General features: G+C 69.1%; 27 protein-coding genes. 13 read left to right on the top strand and 14 right to left on the bottom strand.

Features of this window, described 5'->3' with window-relative positions:
* The first annotated feature begins 2 nt into the window (after positions 1-2).
* Both thrB and rnhA read left to right on the top strand, forming a co-directional pair.
* Positions 3-1001 (top strand): homoserine kinase, encoded by a 999-nt coding sequence (thrB, locus tag K3A85_RS02350; protein ID WP_225204890.1) that lies wholly within the window; start codon positions 3-5, stop codon positions 999-1001.
* Positions 998-1429 (top strand): ribonuclease HI, encoded by a 432-nt coding sequence (rnhA, locus tag K3A85_RS02355; RefSeq protein ID WP_225204891.1) that lies wholly within the window; start codon positions 998-1000, stop codon positions 1427-1429. Before thrB ends, rnhA begins: the two co-directional genes overlap by 4 nt.
* On the opposite strand, the gene K3A85_RS02360 is transcribed toward rnhA, so the two are convergent.
* Positions 1426-2520 carry an NAD(P)/FAD-dependent oxidoreductase gene (locus K3A85_RS02360; RefSeq protein ID WP_225204892.1) on the bottom strand — a complete coding sequence of 365 codons (1095 nt, stop codon included), beginning with the start codon at positions 2518-2520 and terminating at the stop codon, positions 1426-1428. The genes rnhA and K3A85_RS02360 overlap by 4 nt on opposite strands.
* Positions 2517-3506 (bottom strand): alpha/beta fold hydrolase, encoded by a 990-nt coding sequence (locus tag K3A85_RS02365; RefSeq protein WP_225204893.1) that lies wholly within the window; start codon positions 3504-3506, stop codon positions 2517-2519. The genes K3A85_RS02360 and K3A85_RS02365 overlap by 4 nt, the downstream gene beginning before the upstream one ends.
* Positions 3507-3626: 120 nt before the next feature.
* Here K3A85_RS02365 and K3A85_RS02370 point away from each other — a divergent pair, with 120 nt between their 5' ends.
* From K3A85_RS02370 to K3A85_RS02400, 7 genes are all read left to right on the top strand, one after another.
* Positions 3627-4115, top strand: coding sequence for an A24 family peptidase (locus K3A85_RS02370; RefSeq protein WP_225204894.1), 489 nt, complete (start codon positions 3627-3629; stop codon positions 4113-4115).
* 78 nt (positions 4116-4193) lie between these two features.
* Positions 4194-5237 (top strand): Flp pilus assembly protein CpaB, encoded by a 1044-nt coding sequence (cpaB, locus tag K3A85_RS02375; protein WP_225204895.1) that lies wholly within the window; start codon positions 4194-4196, stop codon positions 5235-5237.
* Positions 5237-6907 carry a type II and III secretion system protein family protein gene (locus K3A85_RS02380; RefSeq protein WP_225204896.1) on the top strand — a complete coding sequence of 557 codons (1671 nt, stop codon included), beginning with the start codon at positions 5237-5239 and terminating at the stop codon, positions 6905-6907. The genes cpaB and K3A85_RS02380 overlap by 1 nt, the downstream gene beginning before the upstream one ends.
* Before the next feature lie 14 nt (positions 6908-6921).
* Entirely contained in the window at positions 6922-7587 is a 666-nt protein-coding gene (locus K3A85_RS02385; protein ID WP_225204897.1) for a CpaD family pilus assembly protein, read from the top strand.
* Positions 7588-7590: 3 nt separating this feature from the next.
* Positions 7591-8862, top strand: coding sequence for a P-loop NTPase family protein (locus K3A85_RS02390; RefSeq protein WP_225204898.1), 1272 nt, complete (start codon positions 7591-7593; stop codon positions 8860-8862).
* 65 nt (positions 8863-8927) lie between these two features.
* Positions 8928-9899 carry a type II secretion system F family protein gene (locus K3A85_RS02395; RefSeq protein WP_225204899.1) on the top strand — a complete coding sequence of 324 codons (972 nt, stop codon included), beginning with the start codon at positions 8928-8930 and terminating at the stop codon, positions 9897-9899.
* A gap of 20 nt (positions 9900-9919) precedes the next feature.
* A complete protein-coding gene (locus tag K3A85_RS02400) occupies positions 9920-10936 on the top strand; it encodes a type II secretion system F family protein (protein ID WP_225204900.1) in 1017 nt (338 codons plus the stop codon).
* Positions 10937-11027: 91 nt separating this feature from the next.
* On the opposite strand, the gene K3A85_RS02405 is transcribed toward K3A85_RS02400, so the two are convergent.
* From K3A85_RS02405 to K3A85_RS02445, 9 genes are all read right to left on the bottom strand, one after another.
* Entirely contained in the window at positions 11028-12035 is a 1008-nt protein-coding gene (locus tag K3A85_RS02405) for a fumarylacetoacetate hydrolase family protein (RefSeq protein WP_225204901.1), read from the bottom strand.
* Positions 12032-12490: a MarR family winged helix-turn-helix transcriptional regulator gene (locus K3A85_RS02410; protein WP_225204902.1), complete on the bottom strand. Its 459-nt coding sequence runs from the start codon at positions 12488-12490 to the stop codon at positions 12032-12034. Before K3A85_RS02410 ends, K3A85_RS02405 begins: the two co-directional genes overlap by 4 nt.
* A gap of 110 nt (positions 12491-12600) precedes the next feature.
* Positions 12601-13482: an S-methyl-5'-thioadenosine phosphorylase gene (gene mtnP, locus K3A85_RS02415; protein ID WP_225204903.1), complete on the bottom strand. Its 882-nt coding sequence runs from the start codon at positions 13480-13482 to the stop codon at positions 12601-12603.
* The gene (locus K3A85_RS02420; RefSeq protein WP_404822877.1) at positions 13463-14110 is read right to left on the bottom strand and encodes a TetR family transcriptional regulator; all 648 of its coding nucleotides are present in this window, start codon (positions 14108-14110) and stop codon (positions 13463-13465) included. The genes mtnP and K3A85_RS02420 overlap by 20 nt, the downstream gene beginning before the upstream one ends.
* Before the next feature lie 16 nt (positions 14111-14126).
* Positions 14127-14999, bottom strand: coding sequence for a crotonase/enoyl-CoA hydratase family protein (locus K3A85_RS02425; protein ID WP_225204904.1), 873 nt, complete (start codon positions 14997-14999; stop codon positions 14127-14129).
* 69 nt (positions 15000-15068) lie between these two features.
* On the bottom strand, positions 15069-15854 hold the full coding sequence (locus K3A85_RS02430; protein ID WP_225204905.1) for an SDR family oxidoreductase: 786 nt from the start codon (positions 15852-15854) through the stop codon (positions 15069-15071).
* A gap of 25 nt (positions 15855-15879) precedes the next feature.
* Complete coding sequence (locus K3A85_RS02435; RefSeq protein WP_225204906.1) at positions 15880-17052, bottom strand: acetyl-CoA C-acetyltransferase; 1173 nt, start codon at positions 17050-17052, stop codon at positions 15880-15882.
* A 93-nt stretch (positions 17053-17145) separates the two neighbouring features.
* Positions 17146-18102 (bottom strand): acyl-CoA dehydrogenase family protein, encoded by a 957-nt coding sequence (locus K3A85_RS02440; protein WP_225204907.1) that lies wholly within the window; start codon positions 18100-18102, stop codon positions 17146-17148.
* A 10-nt stretch (positions 18103-18112) separates the two neighbouring features.
* On the bottom strand, positions 18113-19252 hold the full coding sequence (locus K3A85_RS02445) for an acyl-CoA dehydrogenase family protein (RefSeq protein WP_225204908.1): 1140 nt from the start codon (positions 19250-19252) through the stop codon (positions 18113-18115).
* A 103-nt stretch (positions 19253-19355) separates the two neighbouring features.
* Between K3A85_RS02445 and K3A85_RS02450 the strand changes: the two genes are divergently transcribed.
* The 3 genes from K3A85_RS02450 (at position 19356) to K3A85_RS02460 (ending at position 23257) form a co-directional block, all read left to right on the top strand.
* The gene (locus K3A85_RS02450) at positions 19356-20162 is read left to right on the top strand and encodes a crotonase/enoyl-CoA hydratase family protein (RefSeq protein WP_225204909.1); all 807 of its coding nucleotides are present in this window, start codon (positions 19356-19358) and stop codon (positions 20160-20162) included.
* An 8-nt stretch (positions 20163-20170) separates the two neighbouring features.
* Positions 20171-21049 (top strand): thiamine-phosphate kinase, encoded by an 879-nt coding sequence (gene thiL / locus K3A85_RS02455; protein ID WP_225204910.1) that lies wholly within the window; start codon positions 20171-20173, stop codon positions 21047-21049.
* 111 nt (positions 21050-21160) lie between these two features.
* Positions 21161-23257, top strand: coding sequence for a sodium-translocating pyrophosphatase (locus tag K3A85_RS02460; protein WP_225204911.1), 2097 nt, complete (start codon positions 21161-21163; stop codon positions 23255-23257).
* A gap of 79 nt (positions 23258-23336) precedes the next feature.
* Here K3A85_RS02460 and K3A85_RS02465 read toward each other — a convergent pair whose 3' ends face one another.
* Positions 23337-23705 (bottom strand): YkvA family protein, encoded by a 369-nt coding sequence (locus K3A85_RS02465; RefSeq protein ID WP_225204912.1) that lies wholly within the window; start codon positions 23703-23705, stop codon positions 23337-23339.
* Positions 23706-23804: 99 nt separating this feature from the next.
* On the opposite strand from K3A85_RS02465, the gene K3A85_RS02470 reads away from it, so the two are divergent.
* A complete protein-coding gene (locus K3A85_RS02470) occupies positions 23805-24710 on the top strand; it encodes an acyl-CoA thioesterase (protein ID WP_225204913.1) in 906 nt (301 codons plus the stop codon).
* Positions 24711-24714: 4 nt separating this feature from the next.
* On the opposite strand, the gene K3A85_RS02475 is transcribed toward K3A85_RS02470, so the two are convergent.
* On the bottom strand, positions 24715-25605 hold the full coding sequence (locus tag K3A85_RS02475) for an iron-containing redox enzyme family protein (RefSeq protein WP_225204914.1): 891 nt from the start codon (positions 25603-25605) through the stop codon (positions 24715-24717).
* 93 nt (positions 25606-25698) lie between these two features.
* Positions 25699-26178: a hypothetical protein gene (locus K3A85_RS02480; RefSeq protein ID WP_225204915.1), complete on the bottom strand. Its 480-nt coding sequence runs from the start codon at positions 26176-26178 to the stop codon at positions 25699-25701.

The raw sequence follows: 26178 nt of genomic DNA on the forward strand, positions 1-26178 counted from the left end.
CAATGGCTGTCTATACCCACCTCGGCGCCGAAGCGATGGCGGCGCTGATCGCCGAATTCGACGTCGGCACGCTGGTCTCGGCCAAGGGCATCGCCGAGGGCGTGTCGAACAGCAACTGGCTGATCGAGACGACCGGCGCCGCCGGCGCGCCCGATGGAAGCGGCGCGCGCTTCATCCTGACGATGTACGAGTTCCGCATCGACATCGGCGAACTGCCCTATTTTCTCTCGCTGCTCGATCATCTCGCGGCGGCGGGTTGCCCGGTCCCGCGCACGATCCATGCGCGCGATGGAAGGCTCTATCTCGAACGGCGCGACCCCTCGGGCGAAACCAAGGCGCTGGCGCTGATCGAATATCTCCCCGGGGTATCGGTCTCGGAACCGACGCCCGGCCAGGCCCGCGCCGTCGGCGAGGCGCTGGCGCAGATGCACGATTGCGCGGCAGGGTTCGCCGGCCGTCGCGCCAACGGCATGGGCGTCGCCGAATGGCGGCGGCTGGCCGACGCCTGCGGAGCGGACGGCCTCGCGCAGATTTCGCCCGAGCTGGCGCGCATCGTTGCCGAACACCTGCCGCGGCTCGAGCGCGACTGGCCGAGCGACCTGCCCGTTTCGGTGATCCATGCCGACCTGTTCCCGGACAACGTCCTGATGCTGGGCGACAAGGTCACCGGCCTGATCGACTTCTACTTCGCCTGCAACGATTTCACCGCCTACGACGTCGCCGTCACCCATGCCGCCTGGTGCTTCGATCCGAGCGGCGCGCAGTTCCGCGCCGACCTGTCGCAGGCTCTGCTCGAGGGGTATCGCGCAGGGCGCACGCTTTCGGACGCCGAACGCGCCGCGTTGCCGCTGCTGGCGCAAGGCGCGGCGATGCGCTTCGCCATGAGCCGCGCCTACGACTGGCTCAACACCCCGGCCGATGCGCTGGTGACGAAGAAGGACCCGATGGCCTTCGCCCGCCGGCTCGCCTTCTATCGCGAGCACCCGGAGGTCTTCGCGTGAAGCACGTCGAGATCTTCACCGACGGGGCCTGCAAGGGCAATCCGGGCAAGGGCGGCTGGGGCGCGCTGCTGCGGATGGGCGAACACGAGCGCGAGATGGCGGGCTCCGAGCGCGAGACGACCAACAACCGGATGGAGATGACCGCCGCGATCCGCGCGCTCGAAGCCTTGAAGGCGCCGTGCCGGGTGACGCTCCACACCGACAGCAAGTACGTGCTCGACGGCATCACCAAGTGGGTCTTCGGCTGGCAGAAGAAGGGCTGGAAGACCGCCGACAACAAGCCGGTCAAGAACGAGGACCTGTGGCGCGCGCTGGTCGCGGCCGCCCGGCCGCACCAGGTCGAATGGGTCTGGGTCAAGGGCCACGACGGCCACCCCGAGAACGAACGCGTCGACAAGCTGGCGAGCGACGCAGCGATCGCGGCCTAGGCGAAGCGCCCCGGCGCATAGACGGCGGGGTCGATGCGCTCGGTCAATTCGTCCGCCGGCAGGCCGAGCAGCAGTTGCGCGCCGAGCCGCGCCGCCGCGGGCGCGGTCTGGATGCCGAAGCCGCCTTGCCCGGCGAACCAGAAGAAGCCGGCAATCCGCGGATCGAAGCCGTAGACCGGCAGGCGATCGGGGGCGAAGCTGCGCAGGCCGGCCCAGCGGCGCTCCATCGCCTCGATCTGCCAGTCGACCACCTGCTCCATCCGGTCGATCGCGATGGCGATGTCGAGTTCCTCGGGCGCGGCGTCGCGCGCGACATCGGGGGTCTCGTCGTGGGGCGAGAGCCACAGCCGGTCGCCCTGCGGCTTGAAGTAGAAGTCCTCGTTGATCCCGAGCGTGAGCGGCAGGTCGGCGGGCGGCACCGGCGCGGTGCGAAGCTGGACCACCGTGCGCCGCAGCGGACGGATGCCGAGCGGTTGCGCGCCCGCAAGGGCGGCAAGACCATCCGCCCAGGCCCCGGCGGCGTCGGCGACCAGACCGGCGCGCGCCTCTCCGCCGCGCCACGACAGGCGCCAGCCGGCACCCTCGCGCTCGATCGCCTCGATCCGCGCCCGCACGCGCAGCACCGAGCCGGTGCGATTGGCTGCGGACAGGTAATGCTGGTGCAGCCCGGCGACGTCGATGTCGGCGCAATCGGGCTCCCACGCCGCGCAGGTCCACCGGTCGCGGATGCCGGGAACGCGTTCGGCGAGCGCGGCGGGCCCGAGCAGCTCGACGCGCACCCCGAGTGCCGCGAACCTCTCGACGAAGCCCTCGACCTTCGGACGATCCGATTCGCGCCCGATGTTGAGCGCGCCTCGCGGCGTGAGATAGCCGCCGTCGCGCAGAAAGCGGCCCGAAGCCTCGGTCAGCGGCAGGACGCCGGGACCGCCGTAGGCCTCCTCCCAGAACGCGGCGGAGCGTCCGGTGGTGTGATAGCCGGGCGCATCCTCGGCCTCGACCAGCAGGACCCGGGCGTGAGGGGCGCACTCGGCGGCAAGGCTCGCGCCGGCCATGCCGGCGCCGATGATGGCGACGTCGAAAAGCTCGTTCATGTCCGCGCGCGGCTTTGCGGTCGCGGCGCGGTCCGGTCAAGGAAAGCGTCGATCGCCGCGAGCGCCGCGTCGCGCACGCCGTCGACCTCGCGCAGCAGTTCGTGGCGCGCCTCGCGGCCCCAGACCACCAGTTCGGCGTCGGGCAGCCGGGCGGCGGCCCGCGCGATCGGGGCGAAGGCGACAAGGCCGTCGTGCCGCGCGGCAAGCAGCAGCACCGGGGTCGTGACCGCTTCGAGCGCGCCCGGTCGCGCCAGCCGCGCGATCGATTCGGCCGCACGCTCGACCCAGCGCCAGGTCGCGGGCCCCATCGCGAGTTCGGGCCTTGCATCCTTCCACCACAGCTCGTCGGCGTAGCGCTCGACATCGTGCGTCAGCAGCGCGGCGCGCGCCTCGAGCTTCTCGCCCGGCTTCTCGCTGGTCTTCCAGGCGAGCCGCGCGGGATCACCGATGCGGCACATGATTCGCGCCACCGCCTGCTGGACCGGCGCCGGGATCGTGGTGACGAAGCCGAGCATCGGCGCGCTCAACACCAGCGCCGCGGGATCGACCCTGCCCTCGGCGAGCGTGCGCAGGACCAGGTGCCCGCCCATCGAATGTCCGGCGAGCACGTGCGGCCCGGGCGTCGCGCGGGTCCAGTCCTGCCAGAAGTCGGCGAGGTCGTTTACCCAAACCGCGAAGTCCTCGACGTGGCCGGCGAGCGGATCGCGGCTCGCGCGTCCCGAACCCGCCTGCCCGCGCCAGTCCAGCGCCGTTACGTGCCAGCCCTGATCCGCCCAGTAAGCCAGCGTTTCCAGATATTTTTCATAAAAGTCCGCGCGCCCGGGACAAAACAGCAGCGCTCCTCGCGATGTCCCCGGGCCCGCATTGTCGGGACCGTTCGCCGGTGCGGGCCAGTCGATCCGGCGGATCGGATGACCATCGCGCGCGGTCCATGTCGTTTCGCGCGCGGTCCCGGGAATGCTGCGCCTGTCGAAAGCCTTCGTCATGCCCTTGCCTCGTCGTGCGGTCCGCTCCTGCAGCACCCTCCCAGGCCGGTTCGACGCGCCGAATTCCGCGGCCAATCTTGGTTACCGTTTGGTAAGTGATTTGCCCGTATGACTGCGGGCATGCAGGAAACACCCTTCGTCTACGCACTGGTCGCGGCGCTGGCAATCGCGCTGCTGACCGCCGCCTTCACCGACATCCGCCGTCGCCAGATCGACAACTGGCTGAACGCCGGCATCGCGCTGTGCGCCCCGCTGTACTGGTGGGCGCAGGGTCTCTCGCTATGGCCCGACGTGGCGATGCAGATCGGCGTGGCGCTGCTTGCGTTCGTCGTGCTCGCCGGCCTCTTCGCGATCCGCGCCATGGGCGGCGGCGACGTCAAGCTGCTGACCGCGCTGGCGCTGTGGCTGCCGGCGCTGCTGTTCCTCAAGATGCTGGTGGTGATGTCGATCGCCGGCGGCGTCCTGACGCTCGTGCTCGGCGCCTGGTACATCACCCGCCGCCAGCGCGACAGGATCAAGATTCCCTACGGCGTGGCGATCGCCGGAGCCGGTCTCTGGGCGCTCGGCCCGCAGCTGAATGCGGTCTTTCACGCAGTGGGATTCCAATAGGGAATATTAACCATTTTGGCCGATTGATGCCGGCCACTTGGGTTCGTTCGATACCATTCAACAGGGCGAGATCGTAGCATGGACAAGAAGAAGCTTTTGCTGCTGGTGGGGGCGCTGATCGTTGCGATCGGCACGGCCTTCGCCGCCAGGAGCCTGTTTTCCGGCGCGACCACGCCCCAGGCGGCCGCTGCCGCCAAGGTGCCCGAAGGCCCCAAGGTGCTCGTCGCCCAGCGCGCGCTGCCGGTCGGGACGATCATCACCGCGGATTCGATCGGCTACCAGCCCTGGCCCAAGGACATGGTGCAGGACGCCTACTTCGTCGAAGGCGAGGCGGACATGAGCAAGATGCTCGGCACCGTCGTGCGTCACCCGATCACCGCCGGCGAGCCGATCACCCAGGGCTCGCTGGTCGCCCCCGGCGATCGCGGCTTCCTCGCCGCGGCGCTCGGGCCGGGCATGCGCGCCGTGACCATTCCGGTGAGCGCCCGCACCGGGGTCGCAGGCTTCGTCTTCCCCGGCGACCACATCGACCTCGTCCTCACCCAGACCGTGCGCGGTGGCGAGGACGCCATGGCGCTGAAGGCCGCCGAGACCATCCTGCGCAACCTGCGCGTGCTCGCCACCGACCAGTCGACCGAACAGGAAACCGTCGACGGCAAGACCCAGGTCCGCCAGTTCAGCACCGTGACGATCGAGGTCACCCCCAAGATCGCCGAGGAAATCGCGGTGGCGCAGACCATCGGCACGATCAGCCTGTCGCTGCGCTCGCTGGCCGACACCTCGACCGAACTCGACCAGGCGATCGCCTCGGGCGCGGTCAAGGTTCCCGCCGGCGCGACCAAGGCGCAGGAGGAGGCGCTGCTCAAGACCGCGCTGGGCAAGCCGAGCGACGGCGGCACGACCTTCGTCACCGGCGGCGACGTCTCGCGCTTCCAGCGCAAGGCTTCGGGCCGCTCGGACTTCGACTCGATGCAGCGCCCCGCCCCGATCGCGGCCCCGGCTCCCGCTCCGGCGGCGCCGATGGGCGCAGGTCCGGCCGGCGGCATGATGATGGCCCGCGGACCGGTGGTGCGCATCAGCCGCGGCAAGGAAATCGAAACCGTCCCGGTGGGGAGCAAGTGATGACCAGCCGGACCGACACGAACCAGCGCCGCCCGGCTGCGAAAGGCAAGATCATGAAGGCCCGTACCCTCTCCCTCCTGCTCGGCGCGACGCTTGCCGCCGGCCTCGTGGCAGGTCCTGCGATGGACGCCGCCCGCGCCCAGAGCGTGACCGCCCCCGCCCGTTCGATCGCGCTCTCGATCGGTCGCGGCGAGCTGGTGACGCTGCCCGGCAAGATGTCGGACGTGTTCGTCGCCAACGACTCGATCGCCGACGTCCAGGTCAAGGCCTCGAACCAGCTCTACGTGTTCGGCAAGGCGGGCGGCGAGACCACGGTCTACGCCAGCAACGCCGCCGGCGCGGTGATCTGGTCCGCCAACGTCCGGGTCGGCACCAACCTCGACAGCATTGACCAGATGCTCCACCTCGCCATGCCCGAGGCGCGCATCGCCACCTCGACGATGAACAACACCGTGCTGCTGACCGGCACGGTCGGCGCGCCCGAGGACGCGGCCGAGGCCGAACGGCTGGTCAAGGCCTTCGTCGGCGACAAGACCACGGTGATCAGCCGGCTCAAGATGGCGACCCCACTGCAGGTCAGCCTGCACGTCAAGTTCGCCGAAGTGAGCCGCACGCTGGTGCGCAACCTCGGCATGAACTGGACCAGCATCGACGGATCGAGCGGCTTCCGCTTCGGCATCGGCCAGGGCCGTACCGGATGGGCGCCGAATGTGACCACGGACCCGAACCTGCCGCTCGGCATCGGCAGCTCGGTCACCGGCTACACCTACGACCCGACCGCGGTGACCGACAAGAACCCGCTCGGCCTCGTGCCCAAGCCCGGCACCACGGTCACCCCGCTGACCGGCGCGACGACGCTGGCGGGCCAGGGCAAGCTGTTCGGCCTCAACCTGCTCGGCGCGCTCGATGCGGGCGAGACCATCGGCCTCGTCACCACCCTGTCCGAGCCCAACCTCACCGCGCTCTCGGGCGAGACGGCGGACTTCCTCGCCGGCGGCGAATACCCGATCCCGATCAGCCAGGGCCTCGGCGCGACCTCGGTCGAATACAAGAAGTACGGCGTCAGCCTGTCCTACACCCCGACCGTGCTCGCCGACGGGCGCATCTCGCTGCGGGTCCGCCCCGAAGTGTCCGAACTGTCGTCGGACGGCGCGGTTTCGCTCAACGGCTACTCGATCCCGGCGCTTACCATCCGCCGCGCCGAGACCACGATCGAGCTGGGCTCGGGCCAGAGCTTCATGATCGCCGGGCTGATGCGCAACGGCAACCAGAACAGCATCACCAAGCTGCCGGGTGCGGGCGACCTGCCGATCCTGGGCTCGCTGTTCCGCTCGACCGCGTTCAAGAAGGGCGAGACGGAACTGGTGATCGTGGTGACGCCGTACCTGGTCAACCCGGTCGACGCCAACACGATCAAGCTGCCGACCGACGGCTTCCGCGCCGCCGACGCGGTCAGCCAGTTGCTCGGCAACGTCGAGAACAGCGGCGTGACCGGCGGCGATCGTCCCAAGCCGACCGAAAAGCAGGGCTCGGTGCAGCCGACCCCCAAGGTCGGCGCGCTCGATCGCCCCGCCGTGATCGCCCCGGGCGACGACCGCCAGACCGCCGCCGCACCGCGCGCCAAGGACAAGAAGTCCGCGGCCGCCGCGCCGGGCTTCAACCTGAAGTGAGAAGGACCACACCGATGTCCGCCATCAAGCCTTCCCTCTCGCCGCTGCGCACGGGCGCGCTGGCCGCGTCGCTGGCGCTGGCGCTCGCCGGTTGCGCCGGCATGCCGAACAACATGGCGCTCGACAGCATCCACCAGCCGGTGGTCCAGCGCGACAGCTACACCATCGACCTCGCCAGCGACGCGGGTTCGGGCCTCTCGGTCGCCGAACAGCGCCGCCTCGCCGGCTGGTTCGAGACGATGAACCTCGCCTATGGCGACAAGGTGGCGATCGACGATCCCGCCGAATCGCCCGACGTGCGCAGCGCGATCGAGGCCGTCGCCGGACGCTTCGGTCTGGCGCTCGCGCCGACCGCGCCGGTCACGCAGGGCGAAGTCTACCCCGGCACGGTCCGGGTGGTCGTCACCCGCACCGTGGCGTCGGTGCCCGGCTGCCCCGACTGGTCGGCCAAGTCCGATGCCAACCTGCGCAACGCCACCTCGAAGAACTACGGCTGCGCGATCAACAGCAACCTCGCGGCGATGGTCGCGAACAAGGAAGACCTCGTCCACGGCGCCCAGACGCGCGGCGAGACGGTGGTCATGAGCTCGAGCAAGGCGATCGAAACCTATCGCGCGATGGAACCCACCGGAAAGGGCGGGCTCAAGGAAACGTCGAGCAAGTCTGGCGGGGGTAACTGATCGATGAGCACCACCTGGAAGAACGGCAACCGCGACACCTTTGCCGCGTTCATGTGCGACGACGCGGCGCTCGACGTGCTGCGCCCGGTCGCGGTCGACATGGGCTGGCAGCCCGAGAAGTGCGCCAAGGGCGGCCTGCGCAACGCGGTGCAGTCGCTGTCGATCACCGCCAGCCCGGCGATCCTGATGGTCGACCTGTCGGAAAGCGGCGACCCGCTCAACGACATCAACGCGCTCGCCGAGGTCTGCGAGCCGGGCACCGTGGTGATCGCGGTCGGCCAGGTCAACGACGTGCGCCTCTATCGCGATCTCATCGCCTCGGGCATCCAGGACTACCTGCTCAAGCCGCTCTCGCCCGGCCAGGTGCGCGATGCGCTGGTCCAGGCCCAGGCGATCTTCGCAGCGCCCAAGAGCCACGACGCGGCCGCCGCCAAGCGGCACATCTCGACCGCGATCGTCGGCACCCGCGGCGGCGTCGGCGCCACGACCCTGGCAACGTCGATCGCCTGGCTGTTCAGCGCCGACCACAAGCTGCCGACCGCGCTGCTCGATCTCGACGTCCACTTCGGCACCGGTGCGCTGACGCTCGATCTCGAGCCCGGCCGCGGCCTGACCGACGCGATCGACAATCCGAGCCGCATCGACGGGCTGTTCATCGAGCGGGCGATGATCCGCGCCAACGACAACCTCGCGATTCTTTCGGCCGAAGCGCCGATCAGCGCCCCGCTGATGACCGACGGCAGCGCCTTCGTCCAGCTCGAGGAGGAATTCCGCCACGCCTTCGAGATGACCGTGATCGACCTGCCGCGGAACATGCTGATCAACTTCCCGCACCTGCTGGCAGACGTGAACGTGGTCGTCGTCGCGACCGAGCTCACCCTTGCCGGCGCGCGCGATGCGATCCGCGTGCTGTCGTGGCTCAAGACCAACGCCGCCCATGCGCAGACGGTGGTCGTGGCGAACAAGGTGCACGCCGGCGTCGGCGAGATCAGCAAGGCCGATTTCGAAGCCTCGATCGAGCGCAAGATCAACATCACCGTGCCCTACGACATCAAGGCCGCGGCCAACGCCGCCAAGCTCGGCCAGACCTTCGTCGCCGCCAACCGCGGGACAAAGGCGGGCGCCGCGATCCGCGAGCTGGGCGACGCGATCGTGGGCCTGCAGGACGAAAAGGGCGATGTCGAGAAGGCGGCCGGAAAGGCGGGCGGCGGCTCGCTGCTCGGCAAGATCGACTTCAAGAAGATGCTCGGCTCCAGGGCCAAGACCCCGGCGTGACCCAGGGCTGAAATGGCAACGGCAGGCCCGGTCGGCGGTCAGGCTCGAATAGGCGGACACACGCGATGAACATCGTCCAGCTGCTGATCATGTCGATCGGCATCATGATGGTCCTGGTGCTCGGCTATGCCGCGTTCAGCGGCCCGTCCGCGAGCAAGGAAAGCGCGCGCCGGCTGCAGGCGGTGCGCTTCCGCCACTCCGACAACGCGATCGACAAGGTCGAGGCGCAGTACCGCAAGGCCGTCGCCGCGCGCAAGCCGAAGGCCTACCGCCGCGCCGGCAGCAATTCGCGGCTCGAGGCGCTCGAGATGCGGTTGCACAAGACCGGCCACGGCTGGACGCTCAGCCAGTACCTGTACTTCTCGGGCGGGCTCGGGCTCGTCGTCATGCTGCTCGTCTTCCTCAAGACTTCCGCGCCGCTGCTCGCGCTCGGCGCCGGGGTGGTGATCGGCGCGGGTCTGCCGCACATGGTGGTCGGGCAGGCGATCAACCGCCGCGTGAACAACTTCGTCACGCGCTTTCCCGACGCGCTCGAACTGCTCGTCCGCGGCCTGCGCTCGGGCCTGCCGATCAGCGAGACGCTGTCGCTGGTCGCGGTCGAAGTGCCGGGTCCGGTGGGCGAGGAGTTCAAGCTGGTGACCGACCGCATCCGCGTCGGGCGGACGATGGAACAGGCGCTGCAGGAGACCGCCGACCGCCTCGACATGGCCGAATTCAGCTTCTTCTGCATCACGCTCGCGATCCAGCGCGAGACCGGCGGCAACCTTGCCGAAACGCTCGCCAACCTCGCCGACGTGCTGCGCAAGCGGGCGCAGATGAAGCTCAAGATCCGCGCGATGAGCTCGGAATCGAAGGCGTCGGCCTACATCGTCGGCGCGCTGCCGTTCATCGTGTTCGCGCTGATCTACTGGATCAACCCGACCTACATGACGAAGTTCTGGGTGGACCAGCGCCTGATCGTCACGGGCATCGGCGGGTTCATCTGGCTGGGCCTCGGCGCGTTCATCATGGCCAAGATGGTCAACTTCGAAATCTGACGGGAAAGACGGCTAGACTCATGCTCAGCACACCGCCAGGCCCCACTCTCCTCGGCTTCAACGTCATCGCGGTCGGCTCGATCCTTGCCGGGATCGCCGCCGCGGCGGTCATGCTCGCGATCTACGCGGCGATCACCGTGCGCGATCCGATGGCCAAGCGGGTCAAGGCGCTCAACGAACGCCGCGAACAGCTCAAGGCGGGCATCGTCACCGCCAACGCCCGCAAGCGCGCCAGCATCGTCCGCCGCAACCAGACGACCGATTCGATCCGCAGCTTCCTCGAATCGCTCAAGGTGCTGCAGGACAGCCAGGTCAAGACCGTGCAGCAAAAGCTGGCGCAGGCCGGCATCCGCAAGAAGGAGTGGGCGGTCGCGGTCATTCTCGGCCGCATGATCGGCCCGATCGTGCTCGGCGGCCTCGCGCTCGTGTTCGTCTACCTGCTCAACTACTTCCCCGAATGGGGCTCGTTCAAGCGCTTCGCCGCCTTCGCGGTGATGGTCATCGGCGGGTACAAGGGCCCCGACCTGTTCGTCAGCAACCTCGTCTCGAAGCGGACCACGCTGATCCGCAAGGGCCTGCCCGATGCGCTCGACCTGCTGGTGATCTGCGCCGAGGCCGGCCTCACCGTGGACGCCGCGTTCAACCGCGTCGCGCGCGAACTCGGCCGCGCCTATCCCGAGCTGGGCGACGAATTCGCGCTGACCGCGATCGAACTGTCGTTCCTGACCGAGCGGCGGCAGGCGTTCGAAAACCTCGCCTATCGCGTCAATCTCGAATCGGTGAAGGGCGTCGTCACGACGATGATCCAGACCGAGCGCTACGGTACGCCGCTCGCATCGGCGCTGCGCGTGCTCTCGGCCGAGTTCCGCAACGAGCGGATGATGCGCGCGGAGGAAAAGGCCGCGCGCCTTCCCGCGATCATGACCATCCCGCTGATCCTGTTCATCCTGCCGACGCTGTTCATCGTGATTCTCGGGCCGGCGTCGTGCTCGATCGCCGACAGCCTGAGCGGCGGCGGCGGCTTCGGCCCGAAGTGACGGCCCGGGAGTAATGGCCCAGGAGTGACGGCGGAGCATTGACCGCCGGCGGTCGCGCCCGGCTTGCCCTTCGGCAAGCGCCGGGCGCGCCTCAGCCTGCGACCACGGTCTGCTCGATCGCCCCGAACGGGCTGCGCCCTGCCGCGTCGCGCGCCTCGATCCGCACTACCGCGCCGTGGCGCAGGAACGGGGTGCGCGCCTCGCCGTGGAGGATCTGCTCGACCATGCGCTGCTCGGCAATGCAGGCATAGCCGCGGCCGCCCTCGGCGACCGGACGCCCGGGCGAGCCGTCGGCATCGCGGTTCGACACGGTGCCCGAGCCGATGATCGACCCCGCCCCGATCCGCCGCGTCCTGGCAAGGTGCGCGATCAGCACGCCGAAGTCGAACGTGCACTCCTCGTCCGCATGGAGGCGGCCGAACGGCTTGCCGTCGAGGTCGACGCTCAGCGAAAGCGCGAGCTTGCCCTGGTCGAACGCGCCGCCGAGCGCGGCGGGGGTCACGAACACCGGCGAGAAATGGCTGGCGGGCTTCGATTGCACGAAGCCGAACCCCTTGCCCAGTTCGCCTGGGATCAGGTTGCGCAGCGAAACGTCGTTGACCAGGCCCACGAGGCGGATCGCCGCGAGCGCTTCCTCGCGCGTCGCGCCGCGTTCGACATCGCCGGTGACGACCACCACCTCGGCCTCAAAGTCGCCGCCCCAGGCCTCGTCGGGCAGCACCAGCGGCTCGCGCGCGCCGCGCAGGTCGTCGCTGCCGCCCTGATACATCAGCGGGTCGGTCCAGAAGCTTTCGGGTAGCTCCGCGCCTCGCGCCTTGCGCACCAGTTCGACGTGGTTGACGTAGGCGCTGCCGTCTGCCCACTGGTAGGCGCGCGGCAGCGGCGCGGCCGCTTCGCGTTCATGGAAGCGCTTGCGCGGAATGGCGCCGTGCTCGAGCTCGATGGCGAGCGCCTCGAGCTGCGGGGCATGGCGGTCCCAGGCGTCGAGCAGACCCTGCATCGTCGGCACGATGTGGTCGGCATCGGCGTACCAGGCGAGGTCGTTCGAGACGACGATCAGGCGACCGTCGCGTCCTTGGGGCAGGGAGGCGAGCTTCATCGGGAATCTCCTTCGAGCGCCTGGACCGACGACAGCAGCTTGTCGAGCAGCACCCGCAGCTTCTCGATCTCGCGCGCCGACAGCGCCGCGAAGATCCGCTCGTAGATGTCGAGCGCCTGGGGCCAGATCTTGCCGTGCATCGCGCGGCCTTCCCCGGTCAGTTCGAGATGGTGCGAACGGCCGTCCGCGGCATTGGGGCTGCGGCGCAGCAGGCCGCGCTCCTCGAGGATCTTGCAGGCGCGGTTGACCGCAACCTTGTCCATCAGGGTAAGCCGCACGAGGTCGCGCTGGGTCAGCTGGCCAGCATCGCCCAGCACGGCCATGATCCGCCATTCCGGGATCTTGAGGCCGAACTCGTTGCGATATTCCCCGGCGATCAGTCCGCTGACCGCGTTGGAGGTGATCGCCATTCGATAGGGCACGAAGTCGGCAAGTCGCGTCGGTGATCCGGGCATGTCAATTGGTATCCACTGAAACTAGCAGGGGAGCAAGTGAAAGAATGTGACAGCGACCGTTCCACCAGCCAGTAGATAATGCTCCGCACCGGGGCAAAGTGAAATTTTGTTTAAGGCGATAAGCGCTTGGCTATTGCGTCGAGCTGCGCGAGGCGTTGCGGGCAACGCCGGTCGGGGGCGGTCATGATCGCGCCGTCGAGCGCGCGGTCGATCGGGCTGGGCGTGCGTCCGGGCGGCAGCAGCGTGGCCAGCTGCTGCACGGCGCGGCGGGCGACGGCCACGTTGGCGTGCATCACCGCCATGACCTGCTCGACCTCGACATGGTCGCCCTCGCGCCAGCTGTCGTAGTCGGTGACCATGCCGAGCAGCGCGTAGGGCAGCTCGGCCTCGCGCGCGAGGCGGGCCTCGGGCATCGCGGTCATTCCGATCACGTCGGCGCCCCAGCCCCGGTACATGCGGCTTTCGGCCCGGGTCGAGAATTGCGGCCCCTGCATGGCGAGGTAGCAGCCGCCGCGATGGACCTGCGCTCCCGCCGCCTCGGCCGCGGCCGCGGCGAGCGCCGACAGGCGCGGGCAGACCGGATCGGCCAGCGACACGTGCGCGACGAGGCCTTCGCCGAAGAAGCTCGCATCGCGCCCGGTGGTGCGGTCGATGAACTGGTCGACCGCGACGAAGCTGCCGGGCGCGAAGTCCTCGCGCAGCGACCCGATCGCCGAGATCGCCACGAGGTCGGTCACCCCGCAGCGCTTGAGCACGTCGATGTTGGCGCGGTAGTTGATCGCCTCGGGCGGGATGCGGTGCCCGGCGCCGTGGCGGGGCAGGAAGGCGAAGGGCACGCCGGCGATCGTGCCGAGCGTCACCGGCCCCGAAGGCGCGCCGAACGGCGAGCCGACCTCGATCACCTGCGCATCCTCGAGCGTCGAAAGGTCGTAGACCCCCGACCCGCCGATCACCCCGATGCGCCAGCCGCGCTCAGCCTGCGCGGTCGGCAAGGATACCGGCCATGATGAAATCGACCGTATGCTCGCGATAGCGGTCGCGCAGGTTCTCGGTCAGCGTGTCGGTGCCATAGCAATGGCGCAGCACCAGCCGCGCCGAGAAGAACCTGTCCGCCGCGCCGGTGACCGTGAAGTAGAACAGCTGCGGGTCGATCGGGCGGAACACGCCCTTCTTGACCCCGGCGCCGATGAACTTGTCGTACGCCTTGCCCAGCGGCGTGAGATACTTGTCGGCGATCCGCTGCGCCTCGGATTCGTCGCTGTCGCGCACCAGCCGCATCAGCAGGCGATTGAGGTAGGGATAGGCGTAGTAGGTGTCGATGCAGGCGGCGATGTGCCGCCGCAGCTTCACCTCCGGATCCATCTGGTCCTTGGCGACCAGCGCGTCGACCGACTTGACGATGGTCGACATGTCGCGATCGAGCAGCGCCTTGAGCAGCCCGGCCTTGTTGCCGAAGTAGTACTTCACCAGGGCCGAGTTCAGCCCCGAGCGAAGCGACAGCTCCGACAGCGAAATGTCGACCTGGTCGCCTTCGCGCATGATCGCCGACGCGGTGTCGAGCAGCAGCTCGCGCGCCCCCTGCTGCTCCACGACCTCGTTGCTTTGCCCTGTTGCGCCCATTCCTACCTGTTCTCGCTCATTCGTAGCCCGGCTCGTCCCACCACGGGTAAAACGCCGGCATATCCGAAGAAACGCGGGCTGGGTAGTTCGGCGCGCGCTTTTCGAGGAAGCTGGCCACACCTTCCTTGGCGTCGGCCCCGCGCGACAGGGTGTAGATCGCCCGGCTGTCGACGCGGTGCGCCAGCATCGGGTGGTCGTACTGCGGGTTGTGCCACAACATCGCGCGGGTCATCGCGACCGAGACCGAGCTGGTGTTGTCGGCGATCTCGCGCGCAAGCGCGGTGGCTGCAGGCAGCAGGTCCTCGGGCTCGTGGATCGAGCGGACGAGGCCGCCGCGCAGCGCTTCCTCGGCATCGAACACGCGGCCGGTCATGCACCATTCGAGCGCCTGAGGCAGCCCGACGATGCGCGGCAGGAACCAGCTCGAGGCGGCCTCGGGCACGATGCCGCGGCGCGCGAAGACCAGACCGAAGCGCGCCTTGGTTGAAGCGAGGCGGATGTCCATCGGCAGCTGCATGGTCACGCCCACGCCGACGGCGGCGCCGTTGATCGCGCCGATGATCGGCTTCTTCGACTGGTAGAGGCGCAGCGTCAGCAGGCCGCCGCCGTCGCGCACGCGCGGATCGGACAGGTCCTCGACCGCTTCGCCGCTCGAAAAGACATGCTTGCCGTCTTCGGGGGTAAGGTCGGCGCCGGCGCAGAAGGCGCGGTCGCCGGCCCCGGTCACGATCACCGCCCTCACGCTGTCGTCGGCGTCGGTGCGGTCGAAGGCGTCCTGCATCTCGACCATCATCGTGCCGGTGAAGGCGTTCATCTTCTCCGGGCGGTTGAGCGTCAGCGTGGCGACGCTATCGGCGATGTCGAGCTTGATCTGCTTGTATTCGGTCATGAATCTCTCCCGGGGAAGGAAAAAGGGCCGGGGTTCTTGTGCCCCGGCCCTTTCGTTTTCAGCTTTCGATCAGCGCGGCGCCATGCGGATCGCGCCGTCGAGACGGACGTCCTCGCCGTTGAAATAGCTGGTCTCGATCATGCACAGCGCAAGATTGGCGTACTCTTCCGGATTGCCGAGGCGCTTCGGGAAGGGAACCTGGGCCGAGAGCGCGGCCTTGACGTTCTCGGGCGCGGCGCCGAGCAGCGGGGTGTTGAAGATGCCCGGCAGGATCGTGTTGACCCGGATGCCCTCGGCCATCAGGTCGCGCGCGATCGGCAGGGTCATGCCGACGACGCCGGCCTTCGACGCCGAATACGAAGCCTGGCCCATCTGGCCATCCTCGGCCGCAACCGAGGCGGTGTTGACAATCGCGCCGCGCTCGCCGAACTCGTCGCAGGGGTCGAGCGTCATCATGCCCGCCGCCGACTTGGCGATGCAGCGGAACGTGCCGACCAGGTTGATCTGGATGATCATGTTGAAGGCGTCGATCGGGAAGTGCTTGATCGAGCCGTCTTCCTTCGAGCGGCTAGCGGTCTTGATCGCGTTGCCGGTGCCCGCGCAGTTGACGAGGATGCGCTCCTGGCCGTTGGCGGCGCGCGCCTTGGCGAAGCCGGCATCGACGCTCTCGTCGCTGGTCACGTTCACTTCGCAGAACACGCCGCCGATCTCGGCCGCGAGCGCTTCGCCCTTTTCCTTGTTGAGGTCGAACAGCGCCACCTTGACGCCCTTGGCGGCCAGCGCGCGCGCGGTCGCGGCGCCCAGGCCGGAGGCGCCGCCGGTGACGACGGCGGAAACGGTATTGTCGAGCTTCATGGTATTATCCTCCCAGGGGAAAGTCTTACATCGCCTCGACGATGGTGACGTTGGCGACGCCGCCGCCTTCGCACATGGTCTGCAGGCCGTACTTGCCGCCGCGCGCCTTGAGGCCGTGGAGCAGCGTCGCCATCAGCTTGGTGCCCGAGGCGCCGAGCGGGTGGCCGAGCGCGATCGCGCCGCCGTTGACGTTGAGCTTGGCCGGATCGGCATCGTGGTGCTTGAGCCACGCCATCGGCACCGAGGCGAAGGCCTCGTTCACTTCGTAGAGGTCGATGTCGCTGATCTTGAGGCCGGCCTTGGCCAGCGCCTTGTCGGTGGCGAACAGCGGCTCCTCGAGCATGATCACCGGGTCGCCCGCGGTCACGGCCAGCGTGTGGATGCGGGCGAGCGGGGTCAGGTTGTACTTCTTGAGCGCTTCTTCCGAAACGATCAGCGCCGCCGAAGCGCCGTCGCAGATCTGCGACGAAGTCGCGGCCGTCAGCTTGCCGTCCGGGCTCAGCAGCTTGACGCCGGCGATGCCCTCGAGGGTCGCATCCATGCGGATGCCCTCGTCGACGGTGTGCTGCGCCGCCCCTTCGGGCGTCTCGATGTCGATCGGCACGATCTCGTTCTTGAACGCGCCCGATTCGGTCGCCGCCTTGGCCTTCTGGTGGCTCTCGAGCGCGAACTGGTCCATCATCTCCTTGGAGAAGCCGTGCTTGTTGGCGATCGCCTCGGCGCCTGCGAACTGGGTCCAGCCGGCTTCACCGTAGCGCTCGACGATCCCGGGCGAACGGTAGGTGCCGAGCCCTTCCTTCATGTAGAGAATGGCGGTCGAGCCCATCGGCACGCGGGTCATGCTCTCGATGCCGGCGGCGATCACCACGTCCTGCGTGCCGCTCATCACCGCCTGCGCGGCAAAGTGGATCGCCTGCTGCGACGATCCGCACTGGCGGTCGATGGTCACCGCGGGGACCGATTCCGGCAGGACTTTCGAGGCGAGCACGGCCATGCGGCCGACCTGCTGCGCCTGCTCGCCGCCCTGGCTGACGCAGCCCATGATCACGTCCTCGATCGCCGCCGGGTCGATCCCGCTGCGCACGACGAGCGCGTCGATGGTGGTGGCGGCAAGGTCGACGGGGTGGACGCCGGCGAGACGGCCACCACGCCGCCCGCCGGCGGTGCGCACTGCGTCAACGATATAGGCGGTAGCCATGGTACTCGACTCCTCTCGAAACGATCCGTGTTTAATTGAGCGATTAAACAGGATCGACCGGGATGGTCAAGCACCCATCGGCTGATATTTCGTTCAGGCGATCAGGCGGTCGGTCCGCGCCGCGACTTCGCGCCACAGCCCCTGCCCGCCGAGCGCAGCGACCGTGTGGCCGAGCGCGCGCGCCCATTGCGCGTCGCTGCCGAACTCGCTGCGCCAGTGCATCAGGCGGCGGGTAAAGCGGTTGAGCGCATATTCGATGGTGAAGCCGATCGCGCCATGAACCCGGTGCGCGATCGGCACCGCGCGATCGACGGCAAGGCCGAGCCGGTACTTGGCCGCCGCGATCTCGAACGCCGCGTCGCCGGCATCGAGCGCTGCGGCGCAGGCCGCCGCGGCCGCATCGACCGCCGCGGCTTCTTCCGAGAATTCGGCCAGCGCCTGCTGCACGGCCTGGAACTTGGCGAGCGTGCGGCCGAACTGGACGCGCGTGTTGACGTGGTCGATGGCGAGCGTGAACGCCGCTTCCATCGCGCCCGAAGCCTGCGCCACGCGGGCGAAGGCGCCCAGGCCGTCGAGATCCGCGCTGCATGGCGCACTGGCGACCGGCGCGCCCGAGGGGGTGACAAGGTCGGACGGCTCGCCGGCGAGCGAAGAGCCTTCCTCGACCGCGAAGGCGCCCTTCGCGTAGAGCGACAGCGTGCCCTCGCGCACCATGACGACCGCATCGGCATGGCGGCCGAACGGCGCGCGGCCATTGCCGGCGACCAGCGTCACCAGCCCTTCGGGCGCGGCGATCCCGGCCTGCGCGAGCAGAGCGTGCGCGATGATCGGCTCCGCCACCGGCGCCGCGACCGCGTTCAGCCCGGCAAGGCGCAGCACGGCCAGGACATCGCCCCAGTCGCCGCCGAACCCGCCCTGTTCGGCAGGGACCAGAAGCGTGGCGAAGCCCGCTTCGGCAAGGCGCGGCGCGGCGTCCTCGAACGAGGCGGTGGCGAGATCGGCGAACAGGCCTTCGGCCATCTCGACGAGGAGTTGACGGTTTTCGCTCATCGAATGTCCCTCACCGGAGCCCCAGCCCCTTGGCAATGATCCCGCGCAGCACTTCGGGCGTGCCGCCGCGCAGCGAGAAGCTGGGCGCGGCCAGCAGGTAGTAGGCGAGCAGCTGCGACAGCGCGCTGCTTCCGGCAAGGTCGGTGTCGGTCGCGGCCTGGACCAGGCGCGGCAGCGCCTGCTCGTAGGCGTTGCCGAGATCCTTGACGATCGCCGCCTCGACGATCGGGTCCTCGCCCGCGTCGAGCTTGGCCGCGGTCGACATCGACATCTGGCGCAGCGTCCACATCTCGGCAGTGAGCCGGCCGATCAGCTCGGCGATCTCGTCAGCGGGGTTCGGACCGATCGCGTCGATCAGCGCCACGAGCAGGACGTGGCTCGACAGGTAGCGTTCGGGGCCCGAGCGCTCGAGCGCCAATTCGGCGGTGACCTGCTTCCACCCCTGCCCTTCGACCCCGACCAGCGCATCGTGCGGCAGCAGCACGTCCTCGAAGAAGATCTCGTTGAAGTGGTGCGTGCCGGTCATGTCGATGATCGGGCGGATCGTGATGCCGGGGGTGTCGAGGTCGATCATCAGCTGCGACAGGCCCTGCTGGCGCTCGCTGCCTTCCTCGGTGCGCAGCAGCGTCAGCGCGGCATGGCTCTTGTGCGCGCCGCTGGTCCAGACCTTCTGGCCGTTGACCAGCCAGCCCTCGTTCGTCTTCTTCGCGAAAGTCCGCACGCTGGCGAGGTCGGAGCCCGAATTGGGCTCGGACAAGCCGATGCAGGCGTAGATCTCGCCGCGCGCCATGCCCGGCAGGTACTTCTCGCGCTGCGCCTCGGTGCCATAGCGCACCAGCAGCGCGCCGGTCTGGCGGTCCGCGATCCAGTGCAGCCCGGCCGGCGCGCCGGCCGCGAGCAGCTCCTCGAGCACCACGTAGCGCTCGAGCATGGTCCGCTCGTGGCCGCCGTACTGCTTGGGCCAGGTCATCCCCAGCAGCCCTGCCGCGCCCATCGCCCGCGAGAACTCGGGGTCGAAGCTGAACCAGCAGTTGGCGCGCTGCAGCGGCGTCCAGCGGTGCTCGTGCTCGGCGACCAGCGCGCGCACCTGCTGGCGCAGCGCCGGGATGTCGCCTTGCGGGCGGAAGGGGTGGAGCGGGAATATTTGCATCGCCGCGATGCCTATGGCAGCCCCCGCGCGACCGCAAACCGAAAGCCGGCTTTTCACGATGTTGAAATGCCCTTTCAGGCAACGACAAACAGGAGATGCTGCCGTGACCACTCCGTTCCTCACGCTCGAGCGCCGCGGGCGCGTCGCCATCCTGACGATGAGCCGGCCCGAATCGATGAACGCGATCGGCACGCTCGAGGACTGCGACAACATCGTCGATACCTTCTTCCAGCTCGGCAACGACCGCTCGGTCAGCGCGATCGTGCTGACCGGATCGGGGCGCGCCTTCTCGAGCGGCGGCAACATCAAGGGGATGAAGGAGCGCCAGGGGATCGGCGTGCTCGACCAGCCCGACTCGACCCGCGCCAACTATCGCCGCGGGGTCCAGCGCGCGACGCGGGCCATGCTCGATTGCGAGATTCCGATGATCGCCGCGATCAACGGCCACGCGATCGGCCTCGGGCTCGACCTTGCCTGCCTGTGCGACATCCGCGTCGCTGCCGAAAGCGCGAAGATGGCGGCTAGCTTCATCAAGGTCGGCATCGTCCCCGGCGACGGCGGCGCCTGGACGCTGCAGAAGATCGTCGGCTATTCCAAGGCCGCCGAGCTGTTCCTCACCGGCCGCACCTTCGATGCCGCTTACGCGCAAGGCATCGGCCTCGTCGGCACCGTCGTGCCCGACGCCGACCTGATCGAGACCGCCGTCGGCATCGCCGAGGAGATCGCCGCCAACAGCCCCCGCGCACTGCGGCTGACCAAGAAGCTGCTGCGCGAAGCCCAGCACGGCCGCGCCCACGACGTGCTCGAACTGTCCGCCGCCTACCAGGCGATCGCGCACGAAACCAAGGACCACGCCGAAGCGGTCGCCGCGATCCTCGAGAAGCGCGCGCCCGTCTTCACGGGCGACTGACCGGACCCATGGCGGGCGAGGCCGACTTCATCGCCGCGCTGCGCGGCCTCGCCACCCATCCCGCCGCGCGCGGGCTCGCCGATGATTGCGCGGTGCTGCGCCTCGGCGGCGAGACGCTGGTGCTCACCCACGACGCGATGGTCGAAGGGGTTCACTGGTTGCCCGGGCAGGACGCCGCCGACGTCGCCTGGAAGCTGGTCGCGACCAACCTGTCCGACCTCGCCGCCAAGGGGGCCGAGCCCATCGGCGTGCTGCTCGGCTATGCGCTCGGCGCGGACGATGCGCGCTTTCTCGAGGGCCTGCGCGAAGTGCTCGCGGCGCATGACGTCCCGCTGCTCGGCGGCGACACCACCGGCGGCAGCGGGCGGCGCACGCTCGGCCTGACCGCGCTCGGCCGCGCCACGTGCGATCCCGTGCCCTCGCGGTCGGGCGCGAAGGCCGGCCACGGGGTCTGGCTGACCGGGCCGGTCGGCGCGGCGATGATGGGGTTCGAGGCCTTGCGCGACGGCATCGGCGATGTCGACACCGGCGCCTTCCGCCGGCCCGCGCCGCGGCTTGCCGAAGGCCGCGCGCTCGCCCCGCTCGTCGGCGCGATGATGGACGTTTCGGACGGGCTGCTGATCGACGCTGCGCGCATGGCCGAGGCGAGCGGCGTCACGCTGGCGCTCGAGCGGCCGGCGATCCCGCTCGGCCCCGCGGTGCCGTCCGCGCGCGCCGACGACGCGCTGCGCTGGGGCGACGACTACGAACTGCTGTTCACGCTTCCCGCCGATCTGCCCCCGCCGGTCAGCGCCCGCCGCATCGGCGCGGTGCTCGCCCGCGGCGCCGACGCGCTGCTCCTCGATGGCGCTCCCCCGCCCGGAAAGCTCGGTTACTTGCACGGTTGACGCAGGTCATCGAAGGACTTGCAGGCCTGCCATAAACCTATAGCTTCCCCGCCAACCCGCAACGACGGGGTACGGTCCCTTGCGGGGCCGTTCGAATAAGGGGGATGCCAAGTGAACCTAGTCACATTGTCCATCGTTTTAGGGTTGCTCGCCGTGCTCTACGGCTTCGTGACCAGCCGCCAAGTGCTCGGAGCGCCTGCCGGCAACGCCAAGATGCAGGAAATCGCCGGCGCCATCCAGGAAGGCGCGCAGGCCTACCTCAAGCGCCAGTACACCACGATCGCCATCGTCGGCGTGGTCGTCGCCGTGATCGTCGCCTGGGCGCTCGGCGCGGTCAGCGCTACCGGCTTCGTCATCGGCGCGGTCCTTTCGGGCGTCGCCGGCTTCATCGGCATGAACGTGTCGGTGCGCTCGAACGTGCGCACCGCGGCCGCCGCGCAGAGCGGGCTGCAGGCGGGCCTCACGCTCGCCTTCCGGGCCGGCGCGATCACCGGCATGCTGGTGGCGGGCCTCGCGCTCCTCGCGATCGCGGGCTTCTTCTGGTACCTGACCGGTCCTGCCGGCCACGCCGCGAACGACCGCGTCGTCGTCACCGGCCTTACCGCGCTCGCGCTCGGCGCCTCGCTCGTCTCGATCTTCGCGCGTCTTGGCGGCGGCATCTTCACCAAGGCCGCCGACGTCGGCGCCGACCTCGTCGGCAAGGTCGAGGCCGGCATCCCCGAGGACGATCCGCGCAACCCGGCGGTGATCGCGGACAACGTCGGCGACAACGTCGGCGACTGCGCCGGCATGGCCGCCGACCTGTTCGAGACCTACGTCGTCACCGTCGGCGCGACGATGGTCCTCACCGCGCTGCTGGTGAAGGGCGTCTCCAACCTGATGCCGCTGATGAGCTTGCCGCTGCTGATCGGCGGGGTGTGCATCGTCACCTCGATCATCGGCACCTACTTCGTCCGCCTCGGCAGCTCGAACAACATCATGGGCGCGATGTACAAGGGCTTCCTCGTCACCGCGGTCCTGTCGATCCCGGCGATCTGGTTCGCCATGCAATATGCGCTCGGCGACATGAACGCGCCCATCGGCGAGGAAGCCTATTCGGGCCGGATGCTGTTCTACTGCGGGCTGCTCGGCCTCGCCATCACCGGGCTGATCATCTGGATCACCGAGTATTACACCGGCACCAACTACCGCCCGGTCAAGTCCATCGCCCAGGCCTCGGTCACCGGCCACGGCACCAACGTGATCCAGGGCCTCGCCATCAGCCTCGAGGCGACGGCGCTGCCGACGCTGGTGATCGTCGCGGGCATCATCATCGCCTACAAGCTCGCCGGCCTGATCGGCATCGCCTACGGCGCCACTTCGATGCTGGCGCTCGCCGGCATGGTCGTTGCGCTCGATGCCTATGGCCCGGTCACCGACAACGCCGGCGGCATCGCCGAAATGGCGGGGCTCGACGATTCGGTCCGTGAAAAGACCGACGCGCTCGATGCCGTGGGCAACACGACGAAGGCGGTGACCAAGGGCTACGCGATCGGGTCGGCGGGCCTTGCCGCGCTGGTGCTGTTCGCCGCCTACACCACCGACCTGCGCGAGTTCTTCCCGACGCTGACCGTCAACTTCAGCCTCGAGAACCCCTACGTCATCGTCGGGCTGCTGCTCGGCGCGCTGCTGCCGTACCTGTTCGGCGCGATGGGCATGACCGCGGTGGGCCGCGCGGCCGGCGACGTCGTTGTCGACGTGCGCGAGCAGTTCAAGGCGAACCCGGGGATCATGGACTACTCGTCCAAGCCCGACTACGCCCGCACCGTCGATCTCGTCACCAAGGCCGCGATCAAGGAGATGATCCTGCCCTCGCTGCTGCCGGTGCTCGCGCCGGTGGTGGTCTACTTCGTGATCTCGGCCGTCGCCGGGCCCGAGAACGGCTTTGCCGCTCTGGGCGCGCTGCTGCTGGGCGTGATCGTCGGCGGGCTGTTCGTCGCGCTCTCGATGACCTCGGGCGGCGGCGCGTGGGACAACGCCAAGAAGTACATCGAGGACGGCCACCACGGCGGCAAGGGCTCCGACGCCCACAAGGCCGCGGTGACCGGCGACACCGTCGGCGATCCCTACAAGGACACCGCCGGCCCTGCGGTCAATCCGATGATCAAGATCACCAACATCGTCGCGCTGCTGCTGCTGGCCGCGCTCGCGGGCCACGCAGCGGGATAAGCCCCGCGCGTCCGACAGTCCGGTTGGTCGTGAAAGTGCAACCCCCGTCGGCAGCCGATGCCGGCGGGGGTTGGCTTTTTCAGGAGGACCGCAGGATCGCCCAGGCGCCCCAGGCCACGGCCGCGCACCAGATCGCGATCACCGCCACCAGCCCCGCTTTCGACACCGGCCGCTGCATGGCGCTCGCCCGCGCGCGCAGACGCGCCATGACCGGCGAGGGAATGAGCCGCACCGCCAGCGCGATCCCCAGCGGCACGATCAGCAGATCGTCGAGCAGGCCCAGGACCGGGATGAAGTCGGGGATGAGATCGACCGGCGACAGCGCATAGGCCGCGACGCCGGCGGCGACCGCCTTGGCCGGCAAGGGCACCTCGGGATCGCGCGCCGCAAGCCACAGCGCCACCACATCGCGCTTGAGCGTGCGCGCCCAATCCCGCCATCGCTGCATCCGGGGCATGCTTCACCCATGCCATTTCTGCCGGAGCGGGACAAATGCCGGCGTGCAATTGACGTTGACGGTAACGGAAAGAGATTCCATCGCGTTGCAATGAGCAACGAATCCACCGCCACCCCCTCGCCCGAAGAGCTCGTCGCCGACCTGCTCGATCTTCTCAATGTCGAGGATCGCGGCGGCGACCGCTTCCGCGGCAAGCGCAAGAGGGGCGGTGTCGGACGCGTGTTCGGCGGGCAGGTGATCGGCCAGGCGCTCGCCTCGGCCGAACTGACCGTGCCGGCGGATCGCCCGGTCCATTCGCTCCACGCTTATTTCGTGCGCGGCGGCAACGAAGACTACGAGATCGACTTCCGCGTCGAACGCGACCTCGATGGCGGCAGCTTCTCCAACCGCCGCATCGTCGCGAGCCAGCAGGGCCAGACCATCCTCAACATGCTCGCCTCGTTCCACAAGCGCGAGGACGGCGCCCACCATGCCCAGCCGATGCCGCAGATCGCCGGCCCCGAAGGCCTCGCCAACGAAGCGACCCTGCGGCGCGAGGCGGCGGTCGCCGCGGGCCGCACGCCGCGCGGGCCGGCGCGGCCGCGTCCGATCGAACTGCGCCCGCTCGATCCGCTGCACTGGATGCAGGAAGATGCGCGCCCGCCTGTCTCGAACGTCTGGTTCCGCGCCGCCGCGCCGCTTCCCGACGATCCCAAGATCCACCGCGCCGTCCTCGCCTACGCCAGCGACATGACCTTGCTGTCGACCTGCGTCCTGCCCCATGCCGAGCTCAGCTGGGCCAAGGGCACGATCATGTCGGCGAGCCTCGACCATGCGATCTGGTTCCACGACGATTTCCGCGCCGACGAATGGCTGCTCTACACCTGCGAAAGCAACTGGGCAGGCCGCGCGCGCGGCTTCAACAACGGGCGGATCTATACGCAGGACGGGCGGCTGGTCGCCAATGTCACGCAGGAAGGCCTGATCCGCCCGATCACGCCCAAGCCCAGGGCGTGACGCCTCAGCCCCACAGCTCGGCGCGGTAGCGGGCGAAGCAGCGCGCGCCGCAGTGCAGGCGGATCAGCGCGCCTTCGGCCATCGCCGTCGCCCGCGCCGGGTCTTCGGCAACCGAAGGGCGGATCGCCTCGCGATTCCAGTCTTCCGAATGCTTCACGTCGAGCACCGCGTGCAGCGAGAAGTAGCGCCGCTCCTTTTCGGACAGTCCGATCCGGCGCAGGCCCTCGGCGGTGCAGGCCGAGCGGCCGGGGGCGGTCAGCTCGATCACGCCGAGCGCGCCGACGCTGTGCCAGGCATAGCGCCGGCTGCTCGCCATCGCGGTCATCGCATTGGCGAGGGCCAGGCTCTCCCAGCACGTGCTCTCGATGGTCGGCTCGAGGTCGAGCGTCTCGACCAGGCCGTTGAGCATCGGGCCGTGCATGCCCTTGACGTTGCCGCGGCCCATCTCGTCCCAGTAGTTGCGCGCAAGCTCCATCTTGGCCTGCGTCGGCAGCTTGACCTGGGTCATCGCCACGAGATCATCGAAACCCGCCTCGCCGGCCGCTTCCTGTTCGAGGAACCAGCGAATCTGGTCGCGTTCGGCGTGGTCGGCGATCCACGGAAACAGGGCGTCGCCCTGCCCCGGCCCGTTCTCCAGCAGGCCTTCGAACCAGGCGATGAAACCATCGGGATCGGTCGGAACCTGCGAAGCTTCGCGCACGACCTGCGCGCGCAACTCCTCCATGAACGCGCCTTCGAGGCGCAGCATGATGTGGTCGAGGTGAAGGCGATCCGCCCAGTTCTCGGACGGCATCGAAGGGGCAAGGCGCACGCGGTTCCAGTGCGCCAATCGTCGCTGGAAGGCGTCGTTGAGGAATTGCGACCGCGGGGCGATCGCATCGGGAAGGCTGGCCATTCAGTAAATCCGATCTGCGTTAAGCTCTTGGCTTAAAGAACCGGCCGATCACCGGGCGGTTCCTGTCGCAGGGCGGCACGGGCGCAGGCAGGGTCAGCGTCCGGTGGTGCAGATCAGCTCGCGCAGGATCGGGGCGGAGACCATCGCTTCGGCGACCGCGGGCAGCGCCCGCAGGTCGGCCGCGGGGTTCGACAAGGTCGCCGCCACGGTGCGGAACATCGCGCATTTCTGCGGATCGGTGGCCCCGCCGCCGTAGCGGTTGGCCACTTGCGTCATGTAGCGATCGTAGCCCGTGCCGCGCTCGGCTCCGAACAGCTGCTGCACCGCCGCGTGGGCGCTGGTGAAGCGTGCCCCGTTCGCGGCGACCATGCCTTCGTAGACCGGCCGCAGGTCGACGCCGGCGCGCGCGCAGCGCAGCGAGACCGCCATCATCAGCGTTTCGAACTCGACCAGCCGGCCCGACCGGACCAGCTCGCCCGCACGCGCGTCGGCCAGGCACGACTGTGCGCTCGCGGTTTGCGCGCCGGCCAGCGCGGCGAGGGCGACGAGGCCCAGCCAGGGTCCGACGCGCAT

The organism is Novosphingobium huizhouense (assembly GCF_020179475.1).
GTDB classification, from domain to species: Bacteria; Pseudomonadota; Alphaproteobacteria; order Sphingomonadales; family Sphingomonadaceae; genus Novosphingobium; species Novosphingobium huizhouense.